The 21,218-nt window shown below is 71.9% G+C and carries 19 protein-coding genes; 9 read left to right on the top strand and 10 right to left on the bottom strand.

All coding sequences use genetic code 11. The features are described from left to right. Positions 1-40 precede the first annotated feature (40 nt). Positions 41-868 (bottom strand): LLM class F420-dependent oxidoreductase, encoded by an 828-nt coding sequence (locus ACFVHK_RS03050; RefSeq protein ID WP_376927525.1) that lies wholly within the window; start codon positions 866-868, stop codon positions 41-43. Between the two features lie 167 nt (positions 869-1,035). Here ACFVHK_RS03050 and ACFVHK_RS03045 point away from each other — a divergent pair, with 167 nt between their 5' ends. Together ACFVHK_RS03045 and ACFVHK_RS03040 are read left to right on the top strand one after the other, a co-directional pair. Beyond that, positions 1,036-1,473 (top strand): Lrp/AsnC family transcriptional regulator, encoded by a 438-nt coding sequence (locus ACFVHK_RS03045; protein WP_129235538.1) that lies wholly within the window; start codon positions 1,036-1,038, stop codon positions 1,471-1,473. A 25-nt stretch (positions 1,474-1,498) separates the two neighbouring features. After that, positions 1,499-1,861 (top strand): GntR family transcriptional regulator, encoded by a 363-nt coding sequence (locus ACFVHK_RS03040; RefSeq protein WP_376927524.1) that lies wholly within the window; start codon positions 1,499-1,501, stop codon positions 1,859-1,861. Positions 1,862-1,954: 93 nt separating this feature from the next. Here the strand turns inward: ACFVHK_RS03040 and rimK are convergent, their stop codons facing one another. Beyond that, positions 1,955-3,163: a 30S ribosomal protein S6--L-glutamate ligase gene (rimK, locus tag ACFVHK_RS03035; protein WP_376927523.1), complete on the bottom strand. Its 1,209-nt coding sequence runs from the start codon at positions 3,161-3,163 to the stop codon at positions 1,955-1,957. Between the two features lie 26 nt (positions 3,164-3,189). Here rimK and ACFVHK_RS03030 point away from each other — a divergent pair, with 26 nt between their 5' ends. Further along, entirely contained in the window at positions 3,190-3,672 is a 483-nt protein-coding gene (locus ACFVHK_RS03030) for an ATP-dependent zinc protease family protein (protein ID WP_207207189.1), read from the top strand. A 137-nt stretch (positions 3,673-3,809) separates the two neighbouring features. Here the strand turns inward: ACFVHK_RS03030 and ACFVHK_RS03025 are convergent, their stop codons facing one another. The 4 genes from ACFVHK_RS03025 to ACFVHK_RS03010 all read right to left on the bottom strand — a co-directional run bounded on the left by ACFVHK_RS03025 (position 3,810) and on the right by ACFVHK_RS03010 (position 11,424). Further along, positions 3,810-4,754, bottom strand: coding sequence for a 1-phosphofructokinase family hexose kinase (locus ACFVHK_RS03025; protein ID WP_376927522.1), 945 nt, complete (start codon positions 4,752-4,754; stop codon positions 3,810-3,812). A gap of 82 nt (positions 4,755-4,836) precedes the next feature. Next, complete coding sequence (locus ACFVHK_RS03020) at positions 4,837-6,075, bottom strand: arginine deiminase (protein ID WP_376927521.1); 1,239 nt, start codon at positions 6,073-6,075, stop codon at positions 4,837-4,839. A gap of 35 nt (positions 6,076-6,110) precedes the next feature. Next, entirely contained in the window at positions 6,111-7,571 is a 1,461-nt protein-coding gene (locus tag ACFVHK_RS03015) for a basic amino acid/polyamine antiporter (RefSeq protein WP_376927520.1), read from the bottom strand. 226 nt (positions 7,572-7,797) lie between these two features. Next, the gene (locus ACFVHK_RS03010) at positions 7,798-11,424 is read right to left on the bottom strand and encodes a bifunctional proline dehydrogenase/L-glutamate gamma-semialdehyde dehydrogenase (protein WP_376927519.1); all 3,627 of its coding nucleotides are present in this window, start codon (positions 11,422-11,424) and stop codon (positions 7,798-7,800) included. Positions 11,425-11,624: 200 nt separating this feature from the next. On the opposite strand from ACFVHK_RS03010, the gene ACFVHK_RS03005 reads away from it, so the two are divergent. Together ACFVHK_RS03005 and ACFVHK_RS03000 are read left to right on the top strand one after the other, a co-directional pair. Continuing rightward, entirely contained in the window at positions 11,625-12,617 is a 993-nt protein-coding gene (locus ACFVHK_RS03005) for a LysR family transcriptional regulator (RefSeq protein WP_376927518.1), read from the top strand. 93 nt (positions 12,618-12,710) lie between these two features. After that, positions 12,711-13,103: an META domain-containing protein gene (locus tag ACFVHK_RS03000; protein WP_376927517.1), complete on the top strand. Its 393-nt coding sequence runs from the start codon at positions 12,711-12,713 to the stop codon at positions 13,101-13,103. A 64-nt stretch (positions 13,104-13,167) separates the two neighbouring features. On the opposite strand, the gene ACFVHK_RS02995 is transcribed toward ACFVHK_RS03000, so the two are convergent. Next, complete coding sequence (locus ACFVHK_RS02995) at positions 13,168-14,169, bottom strand: helix-turn-helix transcriptional regulator (protein WP_376927516.1); 1,002 nt, start codon at positions 14,167-14,169, stop codon at positions 13,168-13,170. Between the two features lie 119 nt (positions 14,170-14,288). Here ACFVHK_RS02995 and ACFVHK_RS02990 point away from each other — a divergent pair, with 119 nt between their 5' ends. After that, positions 14,289-16,043, top strand: coding sequence for a phytoene desaturase family protein (locus tag ACFVHK_RS02990; protein WP_376927515.1), 1,755 nt, complete (start codon positions 14,289-14,291; stop codon positions 16,041-16,043). Here the strand turns inward: ACFVHK_RS02990 and ACFVHK_RS02985 are convergent, their stop codons facing one another. Continuing rightward, positions 16,044-16,415 carry a hypothetical protein gene (locus ACFVHK_RS02985; protein ID WP_129236001.1) on the bottom strand — a complete coding sequence of 124 codons (372 nt, stop codon included), beginning with the start codon at positions 16,413-16,415 and terminating at the stop codon, positions 16,044-16,046. A gap of 70 nt (positions 16,416-16,485) precedes the next feature. Between ACFVHK_RS02985 and ACFVHK_RS02980 the strand changes: the two genes are divergently transcribed. Both ACFVHK_RS02980 and ACFVHK_RS02975 read left to right on the top strand, forming a co-directional pair. Continuing rightward, a complete protein-coding gene (locus ACFVHK_RS02980) occupies positions 16,486-17,016 on the top strand; it encodes an SRPBCC domain-containing protein (protein WP_376927514.1) in 531 nt (176 codons plus the stop codon). A gap of 71 nt (positions 17,017-17,087) precedes the next feature. Continuing rightward, complete coding sequence (locus ACFVHK_RS02975; protein ID WP_376927513.1) at positions 17,088-18,203, top strand: AI-2E family transporter; 1,116 nt, start codon at positions 17,088-17,090, stop codon at positions 18,201-18,203. Positions 18,204-18,207: 4 nt separating this feature from the next. Here the strand turns inward: ACFVHK_RS02975 and ACFVHK_RS02970 are convergent, their stop codons facing one another. Continuing rightward, the gene (locus tag ACFVHK_RS02970) at positions 18,208-18,774 is read right to left on the bottom strand and encodes an acyl-CoA thioesterase (protein WP_376927512.1); all 567 of its coding nucleotides are present in this window, start codon (positions 18,772-18,774) and stop codon (positions 18,208-18,210) included. Between the two features lie 111 nt (positions 18,775-18,885). Further along, positions 18,886-20,055: a bifunctional 2-methylcitrate synthase/citrate synthase gene (locus tag ACFVHK_RS02965; protein ID WP_376927511.1), complete on the bottom strand. Its 1,170-nt coding sequence runs from the start codon at positions 20,053-20,055 to the stop codon at positions 18,886-18,888. Between the two features lie 245 nt (positions 20,056-20,300). Here ACFVHK_RS02965 and ACFVHK_RS02960 point away from each other — a divergent pair, with 245 nt between their 5' ends. Then, complete coding sequence (locus tag ACFVHK_RS02960) at positions 20,301-21,212, top strand: hypothetical protein (protein WP_376927510.1); 912 nt, start codon at positions 20,301-20,303, stop codon at positions 21,210-21,212. Positions 21,213-21,218 lie beyond the last annotated feature (6 nt).

The following is a 21,218-nucleotide window of genomic DNA, read 5'->3' as shown; positions in this document are numbered from 1 at the left end:
CCTGCCGACTGATCCGGCGACGTGCCCCGCCCGCCCGAGCTCAGGCGGCGCGCACCCCGGCCTCCTCGTTGCGGCGATCGCGCCACGCGAGCCAGTGCCGCACGGCGGCGTCGTCGTAGTGCGGGCCCGAGATCCCGAGCGTGAAGAGGCGCACGCCGGCGTCGTACAGCGCGTCGGCGTAGGCGTCGTCGAGGCTGCGGCGCGACAGCTCGTTCGAGATCGTGATGCCCGAGACGTCCCGCCCCACCTTCTCGCCCCAGCGCTTCAGGACGTCGACCTTGTGGCCCAGCTCGTCGGGCCGCACGAACGAGTGCCAGATGTCGGCGTGCTCGGCGACGAGCCGCAGCGTCTTCTGCTCGCCCTTGCCGCCGATCATGATCGGGATGTCACGTGTGGGTGCCGGGTTCAGCTCCGCCCAGCGCGCCTTCACCCGGGGCAGCGCCTCGGCGAGGTCGTCGAGGCGCGACCCGACGGTGCCGAACTCGTAGCCGTACTCGTCGTAATCGCGCTCGAACCACCCCGACCCGGTGCCGAAGATGAAGCGGCCCGTGTCGCCGCCCTTGGCGCTGATGTGGTCGAGCGTGCGGGCCATGTCGGCCTGCAGGTCGGCGTTCCGGTACGAGTTGCAGTTCACGAGCGTGCCGAACTCGACGTGCTCGGTCTGCTCGGCCCACGCGCCGAGCATCGTCCACGCCTCGAAGTGGAGGCCGTCGGGGTCTCCGGAGAGCGGGAAGAAGTGGTCCCAGTTCATGACCACGTCGACGCCGAGGTCCTCCATCCGGAGCACGGCGTCGCGGATCTGCGTGTAGGTCGCGTGCTGCGGCTGCAGCTGCACGCCCAGGCGCGCGGGAGCGGTGTTCGGGGTCATGCGGTCACGATACGACGGCGGGCGAGCGGTTTCCGCGGTATGCGCCGATGGCGAACGGATGCCACGTCCGCGCGTCGCGCGTCCTGCGATCACGAAACCGCAACACCACGCACGAAAACGGCGTCCGACCGTATCGCCACGCAATGGACCGTCCTACACTCGGGCCCATGGACAACCTCGACCGGGCCATCCTCGACCTGCTCCGCCAGAACTCGCGGGCCGGGTACGGCGATATCGGGTCGGCCGTCGGGCTGTCGGCCTCGGCCGTGAAGCGCCGCGTCGACAAGCTGGTCGCCGACGGCGTCATCAAGGCGTTCACGATCCAGGTCGACCCTGCCGTCGACGGCATGAGCACCGAGGCGTACGTCGAGCTGTTCTGCCGGGGCACGGTCGCGCCCGACGAGCTGCAGCGCATCCTGCAGGGCGTGCCGGAGGTCGTCTACGCGGGCACCGTCACGGGCAGCGCCGACGCGATCGTGCACATGCGCGCCCGCGACATCACCTCGCTCGAGGAGGCGCTCGAACGAGTGCGCATCGCCCCGAACGTGGACCACACGAGGAGCGCGATCGTGCTCTCGCGCCTGGTCAACCGGAACCGAGACTGACCCGAGACCCGACCCCGGAGACCTCATGCGATTCACCGTCGACGACGACGCGCACACTCCCCCGTACGAGCAGCTCCGCATGCAGGTCGTCGACGCGGTGCGCGACGGACGCCTGGCGGCGGGCTCGAAGCTGCCGACCGTCCGCGCCCTCGCCGAGGAGCTCGGCCTCGCCGCGAACACGGTCGCCCGCGCCTACAAGGAGCTCGAGGCCGACGGCGTCGTCGAGGGGCGCGGCCGCGCGGGCACCTTCGTCAGCGCGGTGGGCGATCCGGTCGAGCGGGCGCTGCAGGCGGCGGCATCCGACTTCGCGGCCACGGTCGAGCGCCTGGGCGTGACGACGGATGCCGCCGAGGCCGCCGTCGCACGCGCGCTGCGTTCCCGCCGCTGAGCCGCGCGCGATCGCGCTCGCGGACGATTCCCGCGGTGGCGGGCGCATCCAGCCGGCACTCCACCGCACTGATCGTCCGCACACGGGTGGGCGTCAGCTCGCCGCGGCCTCCTGCGGCGCCGGGATCGGCTCCTTCGGCAGCCGCCGCACCTTCTGCCGACGACGTCGGCGCTCGGGGATCATCGAGCGCATCTCCTCGAGCTTGCCGAAGCACAGCAGGCGGTCCTCCGCCTCCAGCACGACGCCCTTGCGCGGGTTCGGGATCACGGTGGTGCCGCGGTGCAGGGTGAGCACCGTGATGTCGCGCTCCCAGAGGCCCGATTCGCCGAGGGACTTGCCGATGAGGTCGGCGTCGCCGTGCACGAGGAGCTCGGCCACGCCGTATCCCGTCGAGACGGTCAGGCGCTGCCGCACGTCGATCTCGGGGAACGCGACCTGGTTGCCGATGTAGTCGATGATGGCGCCCGCGACATCCAGCTTCGTCGCCGTCTCGATGCCCTGCAGCCCGGGGGACGAGTTCACCTCCATGACGAGCGGCCCCTCGTTGCCCTCGAGCATGTCGACGCCCGCGACCTTCAGGCCCATGATCTGCGCGGAGCGCACCGCGGCCTGCTCGTACTCGGGCGTGAGCTCGACCGGTTCGACGCTGCCGCCGCGGTGCACGTTCGAGCGGAACTCGTCGCCGCTCGCGACGCGTCGCATCGCCGCGACGACGCGGTCGCCCACGACGAGGGCGCGGATGTCCCGCCCGCGGCTCTCGGCGATGAACTTCTGGATCAGCACGTTCTGCTTGGTCGAGTGCAGCGTCTCGATGATCGCCTCGGCGACCTTGATCGTCGGGGCGAGGATGACGCCGATGCCCTGCGTGCCCTCGAGCAGCTTGATGACGACCGGCGCCCCGCCGACCGACTCGATCGCCGGACGCAGGTCGGCGCGGTTGCGCACGAACGTCGTCGCGGGCAGCGCGATGTTGTGACGCGACAGGATCTGGTTCGCGCGGAGCTTGTCGCGCGCGTTCGTGATGCCGTTCGCGGTGTTCGGCGTGTAGACGTCCATCTGCTCGAACTGGCGGACGACGGCGGTGCCGAAGTAGGTGATCGAGTTGCCGATGCGCGGCAGGATCGCGTCGTAGTCGGACAACGGCCGACCGCGGTACTGGAGATCGGGTTCGGCGCCGGAGAGGTCGATGCCGAATCGGAGCGTGTTGAGGACCTTGACCTGGTGTCCGCGCTGCTGCGCTGCAGCACGGAGACGCTGGGTCGAGTACGCCTGCGGCGCGCGCGACAGGATCGCGAGTTTCATTCGGGAGTCCCTGCGAAGATGATCGGGTGACGGATGTGCCGAACCATTCAAACACCATCGCCGGATGGCGCGAATGGGTGCGCCTCCCGCAGGCCGACGTCGCGTGGCTGAAGGCCAAGCTCGACACGGGCGCGCGCTCGTCGGCGCTCCACGCCTTCGACGTCGAGGAGTTCGAGCGCGACGGCGCGGACTGGGTGCGCTTCGGCATCCACCCCTGGCAGGACACCGACGCGGACGCCGCGACGATCGAGCTCCCCGTCCACGATCGGCGGGTCATCCGCAGTTCGACGGGGCACACGCAGGAACGGCTCGTGGTGCTCATGGAGGTCGTGCTGCACGGCCGTCCGGTCACGGCCGAGGTGACGCTCACGAACCGCGACGAGATGGGCTTCCGCATGCTCATCGGGCGCGAGGCGCTGCGGAACGGCTTCCTCGTCGACGCCGGCCGCTCGTTCGTGGGCGGGCGCGCGCCGCGCGACATCCGCCGTCGCAACCGCGGCCGCGCCTGACGCCGCCGGTCGTTCGCCGGCCGGAACGTCGCGAGTTCGCAGGACCCGCCGCGCCGCGGTGCCGCGAGGCGGGGCGTGGCGCCCCTCATCCTGCGAACTCGACGATGCGGCAGGACGGGTGCGACGGATGCCGCGGCTCACGCCTCGGCGAGCTCGGCCTCCAGTCGGGCGACGTCCTCGGCGCGGCACAGCTCCGTCGCCGGCTGCATCGCCGTCGCGCTTCCGGCGGCGACCGCGGTGCGGAACGCCTCGCCGATCGTCCGGCCCTGGGCGAGCCGGAGCACGAGCGCGCCGAGGAACGCATCGCCCGCACCGACGGCGCTCACCACCCGGACGCGCGGCGTGGGCAGCCTCAGGACCTCGTCACGCGTCACGAGCACGGCGCCGCGCCCGCCGAGCGTGAGCGCGACCACCTCCGCCCGGCCCGACGCGACGAGCACGCGGGCCGCCTCGACCAGCTCCGGCTCGTCGAGTTCGCCGTCGGCGCCGACGAGCTCGGCGAGCTCGTCGCGGCTCGGCTTGATGAGGAACACGCCCGCGTCCAGCGCGCGCCGCAGCGCCGGCCCCGAGGCATCCACCACCAGGCGCACGTCGTGGGCTGCCGAGATCTCCGCGAGCATCGCGGTGAAGTCGTCGGGCACGCCGGGCGGCAGGCTGCCGCTCGCGACGAGGAACCCGCCGATCGGCAGTTCGTCGGCGACGACCGACAGGCACGCTCGCCACTCGGGCTCGCGCATCGTGGGGCCCTGCAGCACGAACCGGTACTGCTCCCCCGTCGAGAGCTCGTCGACCGTGAAGCTCTCACGGGTGTTGCCCGCGATCGTGATCACCCGGGCGACGAGACCGGCCTCCTCGATGAAGCCGCGGTACGCCTGCCCCGTCGGCCCGCCGAGCGGGTAGACCGCGATCGAGCTGCCGCCGAGGTTCCGGATGGCGCGGCTCACGTTCACCCCGCCCCCGCCCGGGTCGAACCGGCTCGGCCCGCACCGCAGCTTGTGCTCGGAGACGACCCGGTCGGCGGTGCTCGACACGTCGAGCGCGGGATTCATCGTCAACGTCACGATGGGTGCGTGCACGGCCATGGTGCCGAGCCTAGGAGCGGAGACGCGGTCGACGCGGGACGAAGGGCCGGGTTCGCATCGCGGATCACCGACGAGGCATCCGTCAGTACTCCACGGCGTCGCGTGAGATCGGGCAGGTCATGCAGTGCCCGCCGCCGCGCCCGCGCCCGAGCTCCGCTCCGACGATCTCGATGACCTCGACGCCCGCGTTGCGGAGCAGCTCGTTCGTGTACGTGTTCCGGTCGTACGTGAAGACGACGCCGGGCTCGACCGCGACGGCGTTGTTGCCGCTGTCCCACTGCTGCCGCTCGCCCGCGTACCATCCGCCGCCCGGCTCGACCGCCCGCAGCTTCGCGAGGCCGAGCGACTCGGCGACCACGTCGATGAACGACGCGCGCTCCTCGGCGACCTCGATGCCCCCGCCGTCGGCGGGGCGCAGCGAGAACGTGTGGATGCCGTCGACGATGTCGGGGTAGTACGTCACGAGGTCGCGGTCGGCGAACGTGAAGACCGTGTCGAGGTGCATGGCGGCGCGCAGCTTCGGCATGCCCGCCACGACGACCCGGTTCGCGGCGCCCTGCTCGAACAGCCGGGAGGCGACGGCCGTGATCGCCTGCCGGGAGGTGCGCTCGCTCATGCCGATGAGCACGACGCCGTTGCCGACCGGCATGACGTCGCCGCCCTCGAGCGTCGCCTGGCCCCAGTCCTGCTCGGGGTCGCCCCACCACACCGTGCTGCTCGTGTAGTCGGGGTGGAAGTCGTAGATGGCCTTCATCAGCATGGTCTCCGCGTGCCGTGCCGGCCAGAACAGCGGGTTCAGCGTCAGGCCGCCGTAGATCCAGCACGTCGTGTCGCGTGTGTAGATCGTGTTGGGCAGCGGCGGCATGAGGTACTCGGTCATGCCCGCCGATTCGCGCACCAGCGCGACCTCCGGGGCGCGGAACTCGGCCGGCAGGTCGCGCGTCGACAGCCCGCCGATGAGGTACTCGGTGAGCGTCGCGTGGTCGAGCGAGTCGAGGAACGCGCGCGTGTCGGCGACGAGGCCGCCGCCGACCTCGTTCGCGACGATCTTGCGGTCGAGCAGCCAGTCGCGTGCACCCGGCACGGCGAGCGTCTCGGCGAGCAGGTCGTGGAGTTCGACCACCTCGACGCCGCGGTCGCGCAGGTGCTGCACGAAGTCCGCGTGGTCGCGCTGCGCGTTCTGCACCCAGAGCACGTCGTCGAACAGCAGCGCGTCGCTGTTGCTCGGCGTCAGCCGTTCATGGCTCAGGCCGGGCCGGCAGACGAGCACCTTCCTCAGGCGGCCGACCTCGGAATGGACCCCGTACGACTGGTGCGACATGGTGTGCTCCCTTCTGCGCCGCAGCGCGAGGACGGTCAGAGCTGGACGACACCGGTCGCGAGCAGGACGACGCCGATCACGGCGAACGCCACGATGGCGACGAAGACCACGAGGCCGGCGGGCGTGAACACCCTGGCCTGCTGCTGGCGGCGGGCGACGACGTAGAGCGCGGTCGCGGGGGCGAGCAGGATGCACGCCAGGAACAGGAACACGTACCCGGCCGCCCAGATGAGGAACAGCGTGTACGCGGTCGAGATCGCCGCGATGACGAGTTCGCGCGTGCGGACGCGCGCTGCGGCATCCGCGTACCCGTCCCGCTGCACCGCGATCTTCACGGCGTACGCGCTCGCGAGCGCGTACGGCGCGAGCGACAGCGCGGCCGTGAGGTCGAGCGTGAAGTCGAGCGCATCGTTCACGAACTGGACGGCGAAGAGGATGACGGTCACGAGGATCGACGTCCACAGCACGGCGTGCTCGGGCACGTCCCGCGAGTTCAGCCGCGCGAAGTAGCGGGGCAGGTCCCGGTCCTTCGCGGCCGCGAAGACCACGTCGGCGGCCAGCAGCTGCCACGCCAGGTAGGCGCCGAGCACCGAGATGATGAGCCCCACGCGGATGAACGCCCCACCCCACGGACCCACGGCCGCCTCGAGGACGCCACCGGCCGACGGCTGCGGCAGCGCCGCGATCTCGGCCTGCGGCAGGATCCCGTACGACAGGATCGAGACGGACGCGAAGAGGGCGAGCACCGAGAGGAAGCCGAGCACGGTCGCCCGCCCGACGTCGGAGCGCTTCTTGGCATAGCGGGAGTACACGCTCGCCCCCTCGATCCCGAGGAACACGAACACGGTGATCAGCATCGTGCCCTGCACCTGCGCGAACAGCGCCTCGTCGCCCGCGGGCCCGGCGTCGCCCGAGAGGTTGCCGACGAAGACGTCCCAGTCGAAGAAGAAGACGACGAGCACGAGGAAGAGGGCGAGCGGAACGAGCTTCGCGATCGTGACGATGAAGTTCACCCCGGCCGCCTCGCGGACGCCACGGCGGATCAGCAGGTACACGCCCCACACCGCGGCGACCGAGATGAGGAACGACGGCCACGTGTCGCCCTCGCCGAGCACGGGACGCAGCTCGGGGAAGAGCTGCGAGAGCGTCGTCATGATGAGCACCCAGTAGAAGGCGTTCCCCGCGCACGCCGACGCCCAGTAGCCCACCGCGGCGAGGAAGCCGGGATACACGCCGAAGCCCGCACGCGCGTAGACGTAGACGCCGTTGTCGAGCTTCGGCTTCCGCATCGCGAGGTTCTGGAACACGAGCGCCAGCGTGAGCATGCCGAGCCCGGCGATCGCCCATGCGATGAGGGCGCCGTAGACGCCGGTCTGGCTCGCGAAGCGCGCCGGGAGCTGGAACACGCCCGCGCCGACCATCGAGCCGACGACCATCGCGGTCAGTGCCGGGAGGCTCAGCTTCGACGACGCACGCGTGTCGGCCGTCGATGCCATGAGAGCCCCCTCCCCGGTTCGATCCGCCCCCGAGCGGACGGTTCGGGACGCGGCGCCGCAACCTGCTCCGTGTCTAGCGCAGCGTCCGGATGCGCACAAGGGCGCGAGCGGATGCCACGGGCCCGGCCGCCGGCACCGGCGGGGTCGGTGACCGACCGGGTCGACCGGGCACGACGAGGGGGCGGCCGCGCGTGCGACCGCCCCCTCGTGGCATCCGGCTCGGTGCCTAGATGACGCCGTCGGAGATCGTCGTCGGGTTGCCGAACCGGTGGTTCGTGATCGAGATCGCCTGCTCGTGCAGGAACGGCAGCAGCTCGACGCGGCCCGACGGGGTCACAGGGTGCGACCACACCGCGAGGTCGGGCGTGCCGCCCGTCGCCTCCGCGAGCGCTGCGGCCGACCCGCCGACGAGGCGGACGCGGCCCGTGACCTCGCCCCTCCCGGCGCGCGCGATCCAGCCGGCGTCGCCCTCGCGGACCACGCGGGTGTCGCGCGCCGCGAGCAGGGCGCGGACGCCCTTGGGCAGCTCGTGCGCGGTGGAGACGGACAGCGGCGCCTTGGCGAGGAGGCCGGCCGCGATGACGCGGAGGCCGTCGCCGAGCGTCGCGTCCTCGCCCACGCGGATCGTGACCGGCAGCGGCAGGTAGCGGAAGAGGTTCCGCTCGACGCCGAGGCCCGAGACGTCCTTCACCGTGGCGTACTCGTCGGCCCAGGCGACCGCGTCGGAGAGCGCCGACCGGCGGAGCAGCTCGAACGCGTCGTAGTCGAGCGAGGACTGCGACGCCTCGATGAGCTCGGTCACGCGACGCTCGAGGCCGCGGAGGTGCAGCGAGCGGCTCGGCTCGGAGTGGTCGGGCTGCCAGTCGCCGAGGCCGAACAGGTAGTTCGGGCCGCCGGCCTTCGCTCCCGCGCCCACCGAGGAGCGCTTCCAGCCGCCGAACGGCTGCCGCTGCACGATCGCGCCCGTGATGCCGCGGTTGACGTACAGGTTGCCGGCCTCGACGTTCGCGAGCCAGGTCGCGAGCTCGTCGGCGTCGAGCGAGTGCAGCCCGGCCGTGAGCCCGAAGTCGACGGCGTTCTGGAAGCGGATCGCCTCGTCGAGGTCCTTGGCGTGCATGATGCCGAGCACGGGCCCGAAGAACTCGGTGAGGTGGAAGTACGAGCCGGGCTTCACGTTCGTGCGGATCCCGGGCGACCAGAGGCGGCCCGTGCCGTCGAGCTGACGCGGCTCGACGAGCCAGTCCTCGTCGGCGCCCAGCGTGGTGAGCGCGTGCAGCAGCTTGCCGTTCGCGGGCTCGACGATCGGGCCCATCTGGCTGGACGCATGCTCGGGCCAGCCGACGCGCAGGCTCGTCGCGGCGTCCACCAGCTGGCGGCGGAACCGCTCCGACTTCGCGACCGAGCCGACCAGGATCACGAGCGACGCGGCCGAGCACTTCTGGCCGGCGTGCCCGAACGCGCTCTTCACGACGTCGGATGCCGCGAGGTCGAGGTCGGCCGACGGCGTCACGATGATCGCGTTCTTGCCGCTCGTCTCGGCGAGCAGCGGCAGGTCCTTGCGGAACGAGCGGAACAGCTCGGCCGTCTCGTACGCGCCCGTGAGGATCACCCGGTCGACCTTCTCGTCGGAGACGAGCTTGGTGCCGATCTCGCGCGAGCCGAGGTCGACCAGGGCGAGGAGGTCCTTCGGGATGCCCGCCTCCCAGAGCGCCTCGACCATGATCGCGCCCGAGCGCTGCGAGAGCTTCGCGGGCTTGATGATCACGCCCGAGCCCGCGGCGAGCGCGGCGAGCACGCCGCCCGCGGGGATCGCGACCGGGAAGTTCCACGGCGGGGTGACGACGGTGAGCTTCGACGGCACGAACCGTGCACCCTGGACGTGGTCGAGCTCGCGGGCGCGCTCGGCGTAGTAGTGGGCGAAGTCGATGGCCTCGCTGATCTCGGGGTCGGCCTCCGCGATGGTCTTGCCGGTCTCGGCGGCCATGACCTCGATGAGCCGGTCGCGGTTCGCGGCGAGCGCGAGGCCCGCGCGGTGGAGCACCGCGGCACGTTCGTCGGCCGGCTGGGCCGCCCACGCGGCGGCGCGCTCGGTGACCGCGGTCATGAGCTGCTCGAGCTCGTCGGTCGTCTCGATGCGGTTCGCCTGCAGCGTGTCGATGCCGAGCGTCGAGGTGGGCACGCGTTCGAGGATGCGTCGACCCCAGTCGCGGTTCGCGGCGAGGGCGGGGTCGGTGTCGGGCTCGTTCCGGAATCCGGGCGTGACGCCGGGGCCGGTGAGGTCGGCGGCGGCCGCGGCATCCATCAGTTCGCCGTCGAGGGCGGAGCCGCGCGTGATGCCGAGGACGACGCTCGTGAGCGAGCCCTCGTGCTCCTCGCCCGGAGCGGGCGCGCCGACGACGGTGCCGGTGAGGTCGGCGATGTCCTTCTCGTCCCACTCGGTCCGGCGGTTCTGGGTGCGGTTGGGCGCTGGCGCGGCGCCCTCCGGGTCCTCGCCCTCGAGCGCGGCGAGCGAGCGGAGGTAGCGGTCGCGCTCGCGCTCGAACAGGGCGCGGTTCTCGTTCAGCTCGAACACGGCCGACATGAAGTTGTCCTGGCTCGCGTTCTCCTCGAGGCGGCGGATCAGGTACGCGATCGCGACGTCGAACTCCGTCGGGTTCACGACGGGCGTGTAGAGCAGCAGGCGACCGACGTCGCCGCGCACGGCCTCGGCCTGGCCGGTCGCCATGCCGAGCAGCATCTCGAACTCGACGCCGTCGGCGACGCCGCGGTCCTTCGCGGTCAGGAACGCGTGTGCGACGTCGAAGAGGTTGTGGCCGGCGATGCCGAGCTTCACGGCGTCGATGCGCTCCGGCGTCATCGACCAGTGCAGCACGCGCTTGTAGTTGGTGTCGGAGTCCTGCTTGGTCGAGTAGGTCGCGAGGGGCCAGTCGTGGATGCGGGCGTCGACGGTCTCCATCGCGAGGTTCGCGCCCTTGACGACGCGCACCTTGATCGGCGCACCGCCGGCGGCCCGTCGCGCCTGCGCCCACTCGGTGAGCCCCTGCATCGCGCCGAGCGCGTCGGGCAGGTAGGTCTGCAGCACGATGCCGGCCTCGAGGCGCTGCAGCTGCGGCTGGTCGAGGAGGCGCGTGAAGACCGCGATCGTGAGGTCGAGGTCGCGGTACTCCTCCATGTCGAGGTTGATGAACTTGGCCCTGCCCTGCGCGGTGCCCCGGGCTGCGAGCTCGTAGAGCGGCGTGAGCTTGGCGACGACCTTCTCGACGGCATCGTCGAAGGACCACATCGACAACTGGCTGACGACGCTCGAGACCTTGATCGAGACGTAGTCGACGTCGTCGCGCGCGAGGAAGTCGTAGGTGCCCTTGAGGCGCCGGTCGGCCTCGTGCTCACCGAGCACCGCCTCGCCGAGCAGGTTGAGGTTGAGGCGGTTGCCCGACTCGCGCAGCTTCGCGATCGCGGGGCCGAGCTTGGCGGGCGTCGCGTCGAGCACGAGGTGGCCGACCATCGCGCGCAGCACGCGTCGCGCGATCGGGATGACGAGCCACGGGAACGTCGGCGCCATCGCGCCGCCGAGGCGGATCGCGGCCTTGAGGTAGGCCGGCAGGAACTTCGGCGTCAGCTTCGCGACCTCGGCGAGGTTGCGGGCGGCGACGCCGAGGTCTTCGGGGCGCATGACGCCGTCGACGAAGCCGACGGTGAACGCGAGGCCGTGCTCGTCCTTGAGCACGCCCGCGAGTCGCTGCGCTGCAGGGTCGACGGGGTGGTTCGCGCTCTCGGCGAGCCACCGCTCGACGAGTGCGATGACGTGATCGGTGTCGGGAACGACGTCCACGAGGAGCTTCGAAGTGGTCACGACTGCGGCGTCCTTTGGTCTCGGAGGGCGAGCGGGGATGGTGCACGCCCGGCACCTCCAGTGTGCGCCTCGGATTCTGTTCGGTACAGCGAACGATTCCGATGCATACTGTTCATGTTTCCCGAACGTTCGGTGCGCCGACGCCCGCCGCGCCGCGTCGGGCACGACGGGGGCGGATGCCCGCCCGGGGAGGTGCACGCATGCTCGACGTCCGACGCCTGCGCCTCCTGGTCGAGCTCAGCCAGCGCGGCACGCTCACGGCCGTCGCCGAGGCGCTCTCGTACAGCCCCTCGTCGGTCTCGCAGCAGCTCAGCCAGCTCGAGAAGGAGGCGGGCGTGCCGCTGCTCGTCCAGGTCGGCAGGCGCGTGCAGCTGACGCCGCAGGCCGAGCTCCTCGTCGGCCATGCGCAGGCCGTGCTCGAGCGGCTCGAAGAGGCCGAGGCGGATGTCGCGCGCTCCCTCACCACGGTGAGCGGCACCGTGCGCATCGCCGTGTTCCAGTCCGCCGCGCACGCCGTCGTCCCGCAGGCGCTCACCCTGCTCGCCGCCGAACATCCCTCGCTGCGCGTCGAGGTCACCGAGCGCGAACCCGAACTCGCGCTCTTCGACGTCGCGGCGCGCGACTTCGACCTCGTCGTCGCCGAGCAGTACCCGGGGTACACGCGCCCCCTGCACCCCGAACTCGACCGGGTCCCGCTGGCGCGCGACGCGATCCGCCTCGCGCTGCCGCCGCATCCGGCCGCACGCCGGCGGGGGCTGCGCCGTCCCGACCCCGTCGCGGCGGCGCTGCCCAAGGACGCGCCCACCGAGCTGCTGCGGTCGGTCGCCGACGACGGCCTCCGGGCCGCCGCCGCCATGCCATGGGTCATGGAACCGCGTGGAACGGCCTCGCGCGAGTGGGCCGAGCAGCTCTGCCGCCGTGCCGGCTTCGAACCCGACGTGCGCTTCGAGACCGCCGACCTGATGGCGCACATCCGCCTCATCCGGTCGGGCAACGCCGTCGGACTGCTTCCCGACCTCGTGTGGGCCGGCGAGGCGCCGAGCGTGCAGCTCGCGTCGCTCCCGGACGACCCGACGCGCGAGGTCTTCTCCTCGACGCGACGCGCCGCCTCGAGTCGACCCGCCGTCGTGGCCGCGCGTGACGCCCTCGCCCGCGCCGCGGCCCGCAGCGAACCGCCCGCCACGCACCACTGATCGTCGGCGGAGCCCGTCGCGCATGCGGACCGATCCACGCGCATCGAGGGGCCGCGGGGTGACGCGGCGGGTGCGCCCCGCTACGCTGCGAGCATGACCAGCAGGCACACGCTCGTCATCGGTATGGGGGTACTGGCGGTCGCGCTCGCGTTCACGGGGTGCAGCGGGGCCGAGGGCGAGGACACCGGGGGAACCGTGGATCCCGTCGGCACGTGGGGCGACGCGACCGGGGAGGGCTCGCCGTACCTCGAGCTCGACGACGGCGGCGACCTCACGGGCAGCGACGGCTGCAACCAGTTGACCGGGACGTGGTCGGTGAACGAGGCCGACCAGGTGGAGTTCGAGAACGTCGCGAGCACGAAGATGGCGTGCGACGGGGTCGACGACTGGCTCTCGGGCATGAGCGTCGCCGACGTCGCGAACGACACGATGACGGTGCTCGGCTCCGACGGCTCGCCCATCGGCAACCTCGAGCGAAGCGGCTGACCGGGCCGACGACCGGTGCGGTCCGGAGGCGGCCCGCACCGTTGCGGCGCGCCCGCGCGTCGACTCAGCTCGCCGCCGCGAACCGCGCGGCCTGCGCACGCAGGAACGCCAGCAGCTCCGGCGGCCCGTCGACGCGGCATCCGACCCCGTCGGGCACCCAGAGCAGCGCCGCGGCGACCCCCGCGACCGACTCCCCCTCGACCGGCCACACCGTCCCCTCACCGTCGGGCGCGGCGACCGCGTCGCGGGCCCACCAGCCGAGCCGCTCGCGGAACTCCTCGACCGGCATCGCCACGACCACGTCGGCGCGCACCGCGCGGTCGCGCCAGCGGACGGAGCGCTGCACGCGTTCGAGCGCCTCGTCGTCGGTGAGCGGATGCGGCGTGAAGCGGACCCGCGTCTGGAACACGTCGTCGATCCGGTCGAGCCGGAACGTGCGCCAGTCGTCGCGGTCGCGATCCCACGCGAGCAGGTACCAGCGGCGCCCGAGCGGCACCAGCCGGTGCGGCTCGACCGACCGCGTGCTCGCCGCCCCCGCGGCATCCGTGTACGTCATCCTGATCCGCTCGGCGTCGCGGCAGCAGAGGGCGAGCAGGCCGAGCAGGTCGCTGTCGACGGATGGCGCGGGGCGCGGGCCCGATCCCGGCGACGACCTCGACCCGGGCCCCGACGCGCCCGTCGGCGCCGCCACCGACTGGAGCGCCTCCATCCGTCGCCGCAGCGCGGGCGGCATGACCTGCTCGATCTTCGCCAGGGCGCTGAACGTGGTGTGCTCGGCGCCGCGCAGGCCCGCCGCCGCCTGCGAGCGCAGGCCGACCGCGATCGCGACGCCCTCGTCGTCGGTGAGCAGCAGCGGCGGCAGCCCGGTGCCCGCGGCGAGCCGGTAGCCCCCGGCGACGCCCCTCGTCGACTCGATCGCGTAGCCGAGCTCGCGCAGCCGCTCGACGTCGCGGCGGAGCGTGCGCTCGCTCACGCCGAGGCGGTCGACGAGTTCCCTGGCGGTCCAGTGCCGGTGGCTCTGCAGGAGCGAGAGGAGGTCGAGCGTGCGGGACGTCGTTGCGGCCATGCGTCGATTCTCGCCCCGATTCCGGCCGGAACACGGCCGGAATCGGCGGGGTGCTGCGAGCGGGGCGGATCCCGTCGGACGGTGCCGGGACGCGGCATCCGCTCGTCTACGCTCATGGGATGCCCACCGATGCGCACCCTGCCGCGCCCCACGCCGTCGACGCGCCCGACGCCTCGGCCCACGACGTCCTCATCGTCGGCGGCGGCCACAACGGCCTGACCGCCGCCGCCTACCTCGCACGCGCCGGCAAGCGCGTGCTGCTGCTCGAGCGCGACGACCACCTCGGCGGCGCCGCGGTCTCGGCAGCGGCCTTCGAAGGCGTCGACGCGCGACTCAGCCGCTACTCCTACCTGGTGAGCCTCCTCCCGCAGCGGATCGTCGACGACCTCGGCCTCGACGTGCGGCTCGTCCGACGCCGCTTCTCCTCGTACACGCCCGACCCGCGCGACCCGTCGCACGGCCTGCTCGTCGACGTCGAGGCGGACGCCGCGGCGGCGCGCGACGCGTTCGCCCGAGTCGGCGCGGAGGACGACGCCGACGCGTGGCAGGCGTTCTACGCCGACACCGCCCGCGTCGCGGAGCGGCTCTTCCCGACGCTCACCGAGCCGCTCCCGACCCGCGCCGAGGCGCGCGCCCTCGTCGGAGACGACCGCGTGTGGGACGACTTCGTCGAGCGACCCCTCGGGGAGACGATCGACGCGCGGTTCGCCGACGACCTCGTGCGCGGCGTCGTCGCGACCGACGGCCTCATCGGGACGTTCACCGACCTCGACGACCCGTCGCTCGATGCGAACCGCTGCTTCCTGTACCACGTGATCGGCGGCGGCACGGGCGACTGGGACGTGCCCGTCGGCGGCATGGGCGCCGTGTCCGGCGAACTCGCCCGCGCCGCCCGCGAGGCGGGCGCCGTGCTCCGCACCGATGCCGAGGTCGTCGCGATCGACGGCGACTCGGGCGAGGTCCGCTGGCGCGAGGGCGGCATCGAGCACGCGGCGCGCGCCCACGTGGTGCTCGCCGGCGTCGCGCCGATCGTCCTCGAACGGCTGGTCGCGGCATCCGCCGAAGCCGAGCGCGGTGCGACCGGCCCGCGCGCCGACGCCGCCCCCGCCGCAACGGTCGCACCGCGCGACGAGCCCGTGGCGGGCACGCACTCCGACGAGGTGCGGCTCGACGACGGCGCCCGACGCCGTCTCGCCCGTGCCGGCATGCCCGAGGGCGCACAGGTCAAGGTCAACCTGCTGCTCACCCGCCTCCCGCGCCTCGCCGACGCGTCGGTCGCACCGGAGCAGGCGTTCGCCGGCACGTTCCACGTCAACGAGCTCGAGACCCAGCTCGACGCCGCCTACGGCCGCGCCGCGGCCGGTCGCCTGCCCGACCCGCTGCCGTGCGAGATCTACTGCCACACCCTGAGCGACCGGACGATCCTCGGGCCCGGCCTCGCCGGATCCGATGCCCAGACCCTCACCGTGTTCGGCCTGCACGTGCCCGACCGGCTGGTCGACGCGCACGGCAACGACGAACTGCGCGAGCGCCTCCGCGACGCGGTGCTCGCGTCGCTCGACTCCGTGCTGGCCGAGCCGATCGCCCACGTCATCGCGACGGATGCCGCCGGCCGGCCGTGCATCGAGGTGAAGACGACCCGCGACCTCGAGCACGCGCTGAACATGCCGGGCGGCAACATCTTCCACGGCCCGCTCTCGTGGCCGTGGATCGAGCCCGGCGCCGAGGCCACGACGCCCGCCGAGCGCTGGGGCGTCGCGACCGGGCACGCGCGCGTGCTCATGTGCGGCTCCGGCGCGGTGCGCGGCGGCGCAGTCAGCGGCATCGGCGGTCACAACGCCGCGATGGCCGTGCTCGAGGAGGAGCTCCCCTGATCAGAAGACGAAGAGCTGCCCGAGGATCATGATCGCGATCACGAACAGCGCGACGACGGCGCCGACGATGATCAGCGCGCGGCCCGACATCTTCGCGACGCCGTACCCGACGAGGATCGGCAGTGCGACGAGCAGCAGCGTGACGACCCACCAGAACGCCTGGTAGCCGCCCTGCGTGGCCTCCGAGAGTCGGCCGCCGAAGAGCTGCTGCGTGCCGGGGTTCGTCGCGAACGCGAACGCGGCGCTGAGCGGCACGGCGATCAGCGCGAGCACGATGATGCCGCTGAACCACCCCCACATTCCGCTGTGCCGTCCGGCGATGTGGAGCGACTGCTCGTCGTGCGTCTGCTGCGAGGTTCCCCGAGTGCTCATGCGCGCCACTCTAGCCCTCCCGGGGCGGCCGGATTAGCCTGAGGGCAGGACGACACGCATGGGGGCGACGATGACCATCACTCGAGCGACCGGCCACTACGTTCACAAGGCCGACGGCCTCTACCTCCAGTTCGATCGGCTGTTCCATGCGCCGATCGAGGACGTCTGGTACTCGCTGACGAATCCGACGGCGATGCTGGCGTGGATCGGCACCTACACCGGCAACCCGTCGACGGGCGCCGTCCGGTTCCGGATGTCGAGCGAGGACGCGGAGTGGCAGAACACCTCGATCCTCGAGTGCGACGCCCCCCACGGCTTCCATGCCGACATCGGCGAGGGCGAGGACGCCGTGCGCGTCTTCTGCCATCTCCGGGAAGCCGGCGGGATGACGACGCTGACGCTCGGCCAGCGGCTGCGGACCCCGGCCGACGCGACCTCCATCGGCCCGGGCTGGGACTACTTCCTCGATCGGCTCGCCGCCGCGCGGTCCGGTTCGGAGATGCCCGAGTGGAGCGCGTACGACCCCGGCCTGGTCGACACGTACCGGGCCCTGCACGTGCCGGCCGGCGCCCAGGCGCCCGACGCCGCGCGCGGTCACTGACGCCGAGGCGCTGACGCGCCGGCGGCCCGGCGCACCCCACGGCGGCGGCACGCGCCCCTAGACTGACGCGCGTGAAGCCCATCGGACGGCGTGCGCGCGACCTCGAGACGGCCCGGACCCGGGAGGCGCCGCCCGCGCCAGGCGGAATGCTGAGCGACCGGCCCTTCGTATGGGGACTCCTCGCCACGGCGGGCGTGCTCGTCACCCTGGCGCTCGCCGCCGCGCTGCTGAACCTCTCCAGCGTGGTCTTCTCGGTGTTCGCCGCGATCTTCGTCACGCTCGGGCTCGACCCGCTCGTGCGCTGGTTCCAGCGCCGCGGCATGAAGCGCGGCTGGGCCATCCTCACCGTCATCATCCTGTTCGTGCTCGTCATCGGCGGGATGCTCGGGCTCGTGCTGCCGCTCGTCGTCACGCAGGCCGCGGAGTTCATCCGGTCGATACCCGACCTCTACGCCAACCTGCAGCAGCAGGACTGGTTCCAGCAGCTCTCGTCCGACTCGAACGGACTGCTCGCGAACCTGTACTCGACGGTCGTCGACATCGCGACCGATCCGGCGACCTGGGCCACGGTGGGCGGCGGAGCGCTCGACATCGGCTTCGCGATCATCGGCGGCATCTCGACCGCGTTCTTCATCTTCATCCTGACGATCTACTTCACCGCGACGCTCGACTCGTCGAAGGCGGCGATCTACACCCTGATCTCGGCCTCGCACCGGGCACGCATCGTCGGGATCTCCGAGCAGATCATGCAGAACGTCGGCCGGTACCTCAGCGGCATGGTCGTGCTCGCGTTCTTCAACGCGGTCTACAGCCTGATCCTGCTCACGATCGCGGGCGTCCCATTCGCCCTCGTCATCTCCGTGGCCGCGTTCTTCATCACGCTGATCCCGATGATCGGAACCGTGCTGACCACGGCCTTCATGACCGTGATCGCCCTCTTCACCTCGCCGACGGCCGCGATCATCGTGCTCATCGGCATGCTCATCTACATGCAGGTCGAGGCCTACATCCTCACGCCGCGCGTCATGAACCGCGCCGTGCAGGTGCCCGGATCGGTCGTCCTCATCGCCGCGCTCGCGGGCGGCACGCTCGCCGGCCTGCCGGGCGCGCTCGTCGCGATCCCGGTCGCCGCCGGCGTCATCCTCATCATCAAGGAGGTCGTCGTGCCGTGGAAGGCGCGCAGCTGACGCGTCAGCTCCAGACCGACGGCGCACCGGCTCGCGTCGGCGGCAGCGCGACATCCGCCCCCCAGCGCTCGATCCACTCGGGCAGCTCGTCGTCGGCGGGCGGGGTGCCGAAGACCTCCATGAGCTCGGACACGGGGACGGTGCCGCCCGCCTTGCGGAGGAACCTGGCGCGGATGAACGCGCGCGCGTAGATCTCGGGCTCGCCCGACGCGTCGGGGCGGACGAGCCGGTGCTCCACGTAGACCGCGCGCTCGTCGTAGCCGATCAGGCGCGACTCGATCGTGAACCGCTGCCACAGCTGCAGCGACTTGCGGAACGTGATGGTCTCGCTCGCGACGACCGGGTACCAGCCCTTCTCGCGCATGAGGCCGAAGACGCCGTTGCGGACGAGCATGTCGAACCGCGCGACATCCATGATCGAGAAGTACACGCCGTTGTTCATGTGGCGGTTCACGTCGAGGTCGGTCGGCAGCGTGACGAACCGGGTGCGCGCGATGTCGTAGTGCCCGAGCGTCGGCTTGCGGCGCGACAGGAACAGCATGTGGAGCAGGGTCCGGAACAGCATGTGCATAGTCCACGAGGATATGACCGATCCGTCGTGGACATCTCCACCTTGGTGGCCCTGCACAGTGCGACGACGGATGCCGCGGCGCGGCGTTGTGCGCAGGCGTGAACGCCTGGGCTACTCGCCTGCCGCGTTGCCCTTCGGCGGCACGTGCCGCTCGTTCGGTCCCTCGTAGACCGAGAGCGGCCGGATGAGGGCGTTCGACGCGAGCTGCTCCATGACGTGCGCGGTCCACCCGGTCACCCGGCTCGCGACGAACAGCGGCGTGAAGGTCTCGGTGTCCCAGCCCATGAGGTGGTACGTCGGCCCGGCCGGGTAGTCGAGGTTCGGCTTGATGCCCTTGCGCTCGTCCATCGCGTCCTCGAGCGCCGTGTAGAGCTCGAGCAGGTCGGGACGGTCGTAGTGCTCGACCATCCGCTCCAACGCGTCGCGCATCGTGGGGACGCGCGAGTCGCCGTGCTTGTACACGCGGTGGCCGAAGCCCATGATCTTGCGCTTCTCGGCGAGCGCGGCATCCAGCCACTCGACCGCGCGCTGCGCGCCGCCCTCGCCGGGCCCGATCTCGTCGAACGCGTGCATGACGGCTTCGTTCGCGCCGCCGTGCAGCGGGCCCTTGAGCGCGCCGATCGCGCCCGTGACGGCCGAGTACAGGTCGGACAGCGTCGACGCGATGACGCGCGCGGTGAACGTCGACGCGTTGAACGAGTGCTCGGCGTACAGGATCATCGACGTGTCGAAGGCGTTCACGACCTCGAGCTCGGGCGTCTCGCCGAAGGCCTGCCAGAGGAAGTTCGCGGAGTAGCCGAGGTCGTTGTTGGGCTCGACGAACTCGAGCTCGCGGCGCCGGCGCTGGTCGTAGGTGACGATCGACGGCAGCTTCGCGAACAGCCGGATCGACTTCTCGAGGTTCGCCTCGTGCGAGTCGTCGGGCGTCTTCGGGTCGCTCGCCCCGATCACGCTGACGGCCGTGCGGACGACGTCCATCGGGTGCGCCGTCAGCGGCAGCTCGTCGACGATGCGCTTGATCTCGTGGTCGAGGCCCCGGTGGCTGCGCTCGAGGTCCTCGAACGCGGCGAGCTCCTCGTCGTTCGGCAGTTCGCCGTACCACAGCAGGTACGCGACCTCCTCGAACGTGACGGATGCCGCGAGCTCCTGCACCGGGTAGCCGCGGTAGAGCAGCGAGTTGGTGTCGGAGTTCACCTTCGAGATCGCGGTGACGTCGACGGGGACTCCGGCGAGGCCCTTGTAGATCTTCGGCATCTCGGACTGCGGGGTCTGCTCGCTCATCGTGCTCCTCGTGGGGCTCCTCGGACGGGCGGGTCGCCTCGTCGCGACCGCTCCCCCAGCCTACGACCCGTCGGGCCGCGCGCGTCCGAACGCATGTCGTCACGATCTGCGGGTGTTTCCGCGACCGGACCCGCGGAAATCGACGACGACCGACGCGTCCTCGACATCGCGCGGGGTGCGGGACGGATCCACAGGGGCATCGGCGGCGGCAACCGTCGCATCCGCGCGGCTCCATGCTCAACGGCGTGACCGCGAGGAGTTCCCTTCCTGAAGCGCTGCTGTCGGACGGCGCGTTCTCCGTTCGGCAGGCGATCGCTGCAGGGGTGCGGCCGTCGCGGCTGCGCGCGTCGGACCTCGCCGCGCCGACCTCCGGAGTGCGTGTCGAGGCGGAGGCGGACGAACTCGTGCGCCACCGCTCCGTGCTGCGAGCGCTGCGGAGCGACGCGTTCCTGTGCGGCCGCTCGGCCGCGCGACTCCACGGGCTCCCCCTTCCGCCGCGACTGCTCCACGCCATCGAGGTCGGCGTCCCGGCTCCGGCGCGAGCGCCTCGACGCCACGGCCTCGTCGGCCGGTCGCTGCGCATCCGGGACGACGAGGTGACCGACGCCGCCGTCCGGATGACCTCCGCCACGAGGACCTTCTGCGATCTCGCCCGAGAACTCTCGGTGCCCGAGCTCGTGGCGATCGCCGACGTCATCGGAACACCGCACGCCGAGCTGGCCGACGCCATCGCCGCGTACCCGGATCATCGACTGCGTTCGAAGCTCCGCGCGGCTGCGGAGCTTCGCGACGTCGGGAGCGAATCGCCGAAGGAGTCCGAGCTGCGCGCGATCGTGCGCCTGGGCGGCCTCCCCGCGCCGCGGCCGCAGGCGATCGTGACGGATGCCGCCGGGCTCTTCGTGGCACGCGTCGATCTCGCGTTCGACGGGTACGGGGAGGTCCTCGAGTACCAGGGCGACCACCACCGCACCGATCGCCTCCAGTGGCGCCGCGACCGGACGCGCGAATCGAAGCTCGAGGCACTCGGGCTCCACTTGATGGAGGTCACGCAGGCCGACCTCGCCCGTCCGCGCGAGCTCATCGACCGCATCGCTGCGAACCTCCGCCGCCGCGGATGGACGGGAAGGCCGCGATGGTCACCCTGGTTCCCGGGGTGATGCGCT

It is taken from the genome of Agromyces binzhouensis, from assembly GCF_042672355.1.
Classification (GTDB): Bacteria; Actinomycetota; Actinomycetes; order Actinomycetales; family Microbacteriaceae; genus Agromyces; species Agromyces binzhouensis.
This window is presented reverse-complemented; position numbering and strand designations above follow the sequence as displayed.

Coding starts and splice junctions, on each gene's coding strand:
- ACFVHK_RS03050 (WP_376927525.1), bottom strand. CDS start 868: ATGACCCCGAACACCGCTCCCGCGCGCCTGGGCGTGCAGCTGCAGCCG.
- ACFVHK_RS03045 (WP_129235538.1), top strand. CDS start 1,036: ATGGACAACCTCGACCGGGCCATCCTCGACCTGCTCCGCCAGAACTCG.
- ACFVHK_RS03040 (WP_376927524.1), top strand. CDS start 1,499: ATGCGATTCACCGTCGACGACGACGCGCACACTCCCCCGTACGAGCAG.
- rimK (WP_376927523.1), bottom strand. CDS start 3,163: ATGAAACTCGCGATCCTGTCGCGCGCGCCGCAGGCGTACTCGACCCAG.
- ACFVHK_RS03025 (WP_376927522.1), bottom strand. CDS start 4,754: ATGGCCGTGCACGCACCCATCGTGACGTTGACGATGAATCCCGCGCTC.
- ACFVHK_RS03020 (WP_376927521.1), bottom strand. CDS start 6,075: ATGTCGCACCAGTCGTACGGGGTCCATTCCGAGGTCGGCCGCCTGAGG.
- ACFVHK_RS03015 (WP_376927520.1), bottom strand. CDS start 7,571: ATGGCATCGACGGCCGACACGCGTGCGTCGTCGAAGCTGAGCCTCCCG.
- ACFVHK_RS03005 (WP_376927518.1), top strand. CDS start 11,625: ATGCTCGACGTCCGACGCCTGCGCCTCCTGGTCGAGCTCAGCCAGCGC.
- ACFVHK_RS03000 (WP_376927517.1), top strand. CDS start 12,711: ATGACCAGCAGGCACACGCTCGTCATCGGTATGGGGGTACTGGCGGTC.
- ACFVHK_RS02995 (WP_376927516.1), bottom strand. CDS start 14,169: ATGGCCGCAACGACGTCCCGCACGCTCGACCTCCTCTCGCTCCTGCAG.
- ACFVHK_RS02990 (WP_376927515.1), top strand. CDS start 14,289: ATGCCCACCGATGCGCACCCTGCCGCGCCCCACGCCGTCGACGCGCCC.
- ACFVHK_RS02985 (WP_129236001.1), bottom strand. CDS start 16,415: ATGAGCACTCGGGGAACCTCGCAGCAGACGCACGACGAGCAGTCGCTC.
- ACFVHK_RS02980 (WP_376927514.1), top strand. CDS start 16,486: ATGACCATCACTCGAGCGACCGGCCACTACGTTCACAAGGCCGACGGC.
- ACFVHK_RS02970 (WP_376927512.1), bottom strand. CDS start 18,774: ATGCACATGCTGTTCCGGACCCTGCTCCACATGCTGTTCCTGTCGCGC.
- ACFVHK_RS02965 (WP_376927511.1), bottom strand. CDS start 20,055: ATGAGCGAGCAGACCCCGCAGTCCGAGATGCCGAAGATCTACAAGGGC.